Origin of the sequence: Psychrobacter sp. 4Dc, assembly GCF_002836715.1 — a bacterium.
Taxonomy (GTDB): domain Bacteria; phylum Pseudomonadota; class Gammaproteobacteria; order Pseudomonadales; family Moraxellaceae; genus Psychrobacter.
Genome location: NZ_PJAT01000113.1, coordinates 68898 through 75342 on the forward strand (window position 1 = coordinate 68898; position 6445 = coordinate 75342).

The 6445-nt window shown below is 34.8% G+C and carries 5 protein-coding genes; all 5 read right to left on the bottom strand.

Annotated features, from left to right (window positions below):
• Nucleotides 1-64 precede the first annotated feature (64 nt).
• Nucleotides 65-553: a DNA phosphorothioation-associated protein 4 gene (locus CXF61_RS11315; RefSeq protein ID WP_165598255.1), complete on the bottom strand. Its 489-nt coding sequence runs from the start codon at nt 551-553 to the stop codon at nt 65-67.
• Nucleotides 550-2583, bottom strand: a complete 2034-nt coding sequence (locus CXF61_RS11320) for an AAA family ATPase (protein ID WP_165598256.1) — start codon at nt 2581-2583, stop codon at nt 550-552. Before CXF61_RS11320 ends, CXF61_RS11315 begins: the two co-directional genes overlap by 4 nt.
• Nucleotides 2584-2802, bottom strand: a complete 219-nt coding sequence (locus tag CXF61_RS11325; RefSeq protein WP_165598257.1) for a hypothetical protein — start codon at nt 2800-2802, stop codon at nt 2584-2586.
• Complete coding sequence (locus CXF61_RS11330; RefSeq protein WP_165598258.1) at nt 2795-4957, bottom strand: DEAD/DEAH box helicase family protein; 2163 nt, start codon at nt 4955-4957, stop codon at nt 2795-2797. The genes CXF61_RS11325 and CXF61_RS11330 overlap by 8 nt, the downstream gene beginning before the upstream one ends.
• Before the next feature lie 64 nt (nt 4958-5021).
• A partial coding sequence (locus CXF61_RS11335; protein ID WP_165598259.1) for an HNH endonuclease family protein occupies nt 5022-6445 on the bottom strand: 1424 nt, incomplete at its 5' end.

A 6445-nucleotide genomic window follows, 5' to 3' on the forward strand; every position in this document is an offset into this window, starting at 1 on the left:
TTGAAGCTGACATGAAAGATCATTTCGGCTACCCAAAGCATGAAAAGATGGAAAATTCTCTCATTCAGAAATCCACATCTAAGTCATCATTACTGATACCTTGTTCCAACCCTTCTTGACTCTTCATATACTCCCAAATTTTAGCTTCAAGAGTTTCAACTCTACTGTTATCTGTGGGGTTGCTTCTAAACCAGTCTTGAATAATATCTAACCCGCCATTACAGTAATCTTCAAAGATTTTAATTGAGTCAGATAGGTTGGGGTCCTTTAAGCAGGTGGCATTTTTATTTTCCATCAATGCTAATAAATATATAAAGCCATCGTCTTCAGTATTATAATATGTTCCTAACGTTATCGATATTTTATCGCCTGATAAAGATAATCTCTTATTATAAGCATAACCAATCATTGCAGCGAAAATCATAAGATCCTTGTTGTAGGTAAAGATTGCTGTCTCTTTATCCTCAACCAGAGTATGAATTAAATTTTCATGTCTTCTTTCACGATTAACATTTAACCCTCGCCAATCGGTTTTATTGTTCCGTCCCATCATACTTTCACCTCCTCAATAACTGTTCTATCGATGCCACAGTCATAACGTACGGTATCAACCTTATTCCCTTTGACAAATATAGGATTAAGCTCTTTGCTCCCTTGAGAAGATGCTACTTCTGCAACTAGATTATATTCTTTGCCTACTCTTTCTCTGATATTTTCTTCTACTGTACCCTCCCAATGACTAGAGGATAATAAGAAAACAACCTGCTCAACCGACTCAGGAATAGATTTAGCCATATTACCTTTATAAGTATTATCAAGAACACCAAAAGGAGCATCAATAACGAAAGGTGCTATGACCCCTGGAGTTAGGATTTCACCTTGAGCATTTTTTCTTGTAGCAGCCAGCTGAATTAAGCTAGATATAAAGGTCAGACTCAATAAAAGCTGTTGGCCATCACTCATTGCTACATTTCTATTTTGATTATCGATGAGACGAATATTAAATGTCTCTTTATCTATTTTAGCCTTAAAGTCCTGTCGAACGTATAAATCTAAAGTGTCATTAATTAGCTTTGAAAGTTCGTTAAAACTGCTTTCTTCTGCCTTTTGAAGTGTACTAATTAACAAAGACTCCACTTCATTAAGTATATCTAGTGACTCTTGATAAATATCAATCCCTGTTGATTGAGCTTGCAATTGATTGATTTTACTTTGTGTCGCATCAATAAATCTTTTCAATCTGTCCGTTTCTACCTCTAACCGACCTTGAGTTCGATACTCAGTATCTTTATGCTGCTGGTGTGACTTCCTTTGGTTCTCTAAGCTAACAATCTCGTCAATATTAAACTCTGTCATTCTCAATGATATTTCTTCAAGCTCTCGCTTTGTATCCTCCAAATTATTATGAAGCTGAATTAAGTCGTTTTGATTAGCTAATAAATGACCTTTAGCACCTTCATTCTTCGTTTGAATTGACTTGAGTGTTTCACGTGCTCGAATTACTCTATTACCCTGATCAGGATCTGCAGCACTCTTCAACAACTTACTAATATTATTGTAAGCTTCGGAATTGTCATGAATAGGAGCGCCGCAAATACACGCATGTTCTTCAAGTATCTGTCTAACTAGATTCTCATTATATGGTGCTGGTATCGTTCCCTTAAACTCTTCTTCATTAATAAAGTCTAAAGCTTGAGATGCCAGTTTTTTCGCAAAGACATGCGCGCCGTACATTTTAATAAGTCTAACCTTTTCAACCTCTTTACCCTTAATTCTTTGTGTGAGAACGCTTTTTTGCTTATCAAGTTTGGCGCGATTTTGATGGTTCTGTTTAACCACGGTGCTATTACTGTTTGCTAACTTCTCATCAATATCTAAAATTAGTTGCTCATACATTCCTATATTTTTATCACAAAGGCTCAAACGTGAGTCCTTAGCAATTTTTTCTTGCTCTAATTTTGATATTTCCTCACTAAGCTTAGCTAATTCCGAACCTTTATTTCTTGTAGCCACCTCTTTTCGATAATCTTTTTTGATATCACCAAGGTCATCAATTGCTTGCTGAGCGGTTTTAAACCCTAGTATATTCTGAATAGCCTCTTTAACTTCTCTGTTATGTCCTACTTTAGCTTTTGTAAAGCTACCTACCCCTTCTCCTTGGAAGAAGAAGTACTCAGACATCTCTTTCGGAAGTATCGAGTTTATGAACAATTCAGGATCATTAATTGGTTTGACACCAGTCTCGAAGTCGTCCCTAGTCATTTTGAAGTAATTTTTACTTATATCGTTATAACCTCGCTCACAATAAAAATATTCACCATCCTCCTCGAATTCGATAGCAACATAATATGTGTTATCCCCGTCATCATGAGCATAGTTATTTAGTAAATTATCTTTCTGACTAAAGTTAAGAGTCGTTTCTTCGAAAAAGCACCATTTGATAGCATTCAGCAAAGCTGTTTTACCAACTCCATTTTCAGCATGGATTAGAGTGATATTTTTTTTTGCATCGGTAGAAAACTCTATTGATTGCTCACCATGGAACTGCCTGAAGTTTTTCATCTTTAAAGAAATTATCTTCACTTATGCCCCCAGATTACTTTTGAAATTACCAGATTTTCTAGCTTCTTCAATAAAGTCTTTTATGTTTTTTTTACGTTGCGCTGGCTTTTGATCAGAGTATAGATACTTTCTTTCCTCATTAAGTATCTTGCGGGTTAACTGTCTCAAAGGGGTCTCAAGTTCCTTTTCAACTAGCTTATTAGCTTCTTCAAACATTTCTCTTATATCATTATTAGACACGCAAAACCTCCAATTCCTGTAGATGTGACTCAATCTCTATTTTATTTGTTGCAAGTAATGAAAAATCTCTTACCCTTTCTAGCTCTGACTCATAAAGCTTCTTTCCGAAAATGGATTTGCTATATGGGCAAGGTAACACTACAAAGTCATGTATTGTGGCTTTAGTTTTACCTGGAAACTTTCTCAAGACTCTTCCTCTACGCTGAACGTACTGTCTGGGGTTTTTCGTACTTGCTAGAATATAAGCGGTACTACAGGCAGGGACATCAATTCCTTCATCAAGAACTTTCATTGCTATTAAGGCATCAACTCTTCGTTGCTTAAACAAATGTAGTAACTCATCTCTTTCTCTTTTAGTTGTCTTACCTGTAAATTGAGCTGTTTTCCAATCGTTATATCTCAAAGTTTTTGTAACTTGATCAATGATAATATTGTCCTCAGAGTCTTTACCTTCACCAACATAAAATAAAGTGAGTTTACGTTTTTCTTTAGATATATTAGAAGTTATATCTCTCAACTTGAACATCTTGTTTTCCGCACTTCCTAATAAACGACTTCTTTTTGAAGTGAGGGTAACCATTTTTTCACGATTATCTTTTGACAGGTTACCACCTGAATTAATCATTATCTTTCTAATGCTTTCAGATAGCTGGTCATACTCCTCTTGTTCAACCTCAGTCAAATGAATTGGAATAATGTGATAATCATAAGGGGTTAATACCTCATCTAGAATTGCATCTTCGAGACTGTATTCATGAACTATGGCTTGGTAATAACTCAAGATATTATCTATTGCATCATTGCCGAATGGACTTTCTAACATATCGTCATCATCATTGAATGGTGTGGCAGATAGACCTAGTTTGAAAGCTGCATCTGGCAATAGCGAACGAGTTTGGTTTGCACCATGTCTATGACACTCATCACCTATGAACATTAAACTACTCAAGTTAATATCTTTTATCGCTTTTTGAAAATGATCTGAGCATAGTGTTTTATTAACAACTAAAATACAGACAAACTTTGAGCTCCCAAATTCAACTAATTGCAAGTTTCTCGCCAAAGAACCTTCCCATTTAGACCTACTGTCGAAGCACTGAATAGGAGTTATATTAAACAGCTTAAGTTCTTTCACCCATTGCTTTGCCAAATCTATGTAAGGCACACTAATCATTACGATTAGTGACTGATCTTGTTTTTGTTTTGCCTCAAACATCTTCGTTAAAGCGTATATTGACGTTATTGTCTTACCTGAGCCAGTTGCATGCTTAAGAATTCCTGTAAATTGATTAGCTCGCCAGCTGTTTAAAGCTTCTCGTTGATGCGGCCTTATATCAAACTTATGAGTACCTAAGTATTCAGGGACTTTAGGCAAGGCACTCTGAGATAAAGAAATACCATCTTCTAAATTATCATCAAGTTGCAATAAAACTTTTTCAAAATCCAGTCTATTGTTTTTAGACTGTTTCATTTGGCTGCTTATATAATCAGCTATACGCTCATATTGCTTTGAGACTACGTCAAGAACAACTATATCTTCTCTATTACCCTCCCAAAGTTGTTCGAAAGACCTTATGTAGTTTTTACCGTAATCTTCGAAAACGGTTTCCTGCCAACTCTTATATACACTTACGGATTCAGCATTAATATGTTCAAATAGAGCAGAAGGGGTCTCATTTGCAGACCCTTGAAAGACTACGCAGTTGTCTTCTTCATCATAAACAACCCCTATCTTTTCATGAAACATACCTTTCGGTCGAACAGCAAATTTAATTTCCAGCCTTTTCGAGGCGACTAGATAAGCTAAAACCTGCAACCTACCTGTATTAGCTTCCGTGCCATCCATCATTTCAATCAGCTTATTAATATAATGCTCGGTCAATACCTGACGACTTTCCATCGTTTCATGTAATATAGCCTCATATTCGTTTTTCTCTAGTGGCTCGCCAATAATTAATCGCATGCGGCCATTATTTCTAACTAAACTACTTAGTCCTTTGAGATTACAAGACAAAATCTCTGACGAAAAAAAACCAACTGCTCTATCGTAGCGTATAGCAGACGATAGTAACGGTCGGTAAAAGTCAGTGAATAAATTATCTTCACCAGTACGATAAACAGGTTTTAGATTCAAATCTTGAAATGATGGACCCATGCTATACTCTTAATTCAAACCTATAAAATTTAGAAACAAGCTCTTAGTAGTATATGTTCTAATCTCAACTCACAACTTGTTTGAACATGTCAATTAAAAACTCCTTGCGTTCTTCAAAGAAACTTTCAGTCGGTATATAAAAATCAGTACTACCAGTAGATAGCACTTTGTTCTCTTCAAATAATTTTCTGGTCTGAGTTAAAATAAAATGATTTTCTAAGCCCGCTTTCTCGAAAAACTTAAAACTTTCCATGACAGGTTGATTGGATTTATCACGATTTTGAGCTCCTGGCAAAGGCATCATATTGCCTAACTCATTTACAAACCTCTCTCTATCTATATGCTTAAAATATTTGTTTTCTGCTAAAAAATTAACTTTACTAGGCTCAATATGGTCAAGCTGCATTTCAGCCACATCTGCTTGGCTTATAGTATTCGCAATAGTAGATGTTGTTAACTTCATTGTAGATATATCTAGACTCATCTTAATGAGTCTGGCGAAAAGAATTCGAATAGAAAGTGTGTTCTTACTACTAGAAGTATACCTCCAACTTCTTAGCCAGCTTTCAAATTCACTATTTAGATGACTGTTTAGCTCAACACTAATACTGCATACTTTAACTTTAGGAGAGCTTAAAAAATGCTGATTTATTAATGAAACAGCAAAACTACGAGGAGCTTTGTAGTCTTTAGCCATAACAGCAACTTTCCATAAACTTTTGGACTGAGCAGTACATATATTATGAAGATCTAGATATTTCAGACCATTACTTGGGTGATTTGTTTTTAAAAGTTCCTCTAAAATATTTTTGACCTGAGATATTTCAAAGTCTGGACTAATAGACTCAATGTTCCTGAAAATAAAGTTTGTTAGACCTAAAAGTACACCAAACTGATCTTTTGCGTAGAGTAAATGTACAGTTTTATAAATTTCTGATGTTTCTGTACTATATTCTGCTTGTAAAGCAACTAGATCCTTTTTTTGGTATTTTAAGAAAAAAAGCTCCATAAGTTTCTTACAAGTTAGAAAAACATTAAAATCTTTAGCTATCCTATATTGGTCATAACGGTTGTTCGAATCATACATGTTAAAGTAAGATTTTAAAGCATCCCTAAAACCTTTCGAGTTGTCATATTTTATGTTTTCTGACCCAGTAATATATCCAACGGCTAAAAAAGTAATAAGCTTCTTTTCGTAGTCTTGAGTCTTATTAAATATTTCATTGACCCATTTATCATCTAGCTTCTGGAGCACCCTATCTTTTTCTTCTTCACTAACTTTTGAATCGCTTTTTAAAACGTAATTCTTATAAAATTCATTTTTTATTAGATCTAGGTCTTCTAGAGCTAAAGCTCTATCATTTAATACCTCGAACAAAGTATATGCATCATCTGGATTACCAGTTTGAACAATACAAACTTTTACGTCATCTATAAATTCTGAGATCATATCTTTAAAACTTATAGCCATTTGTATTGACTTAATGT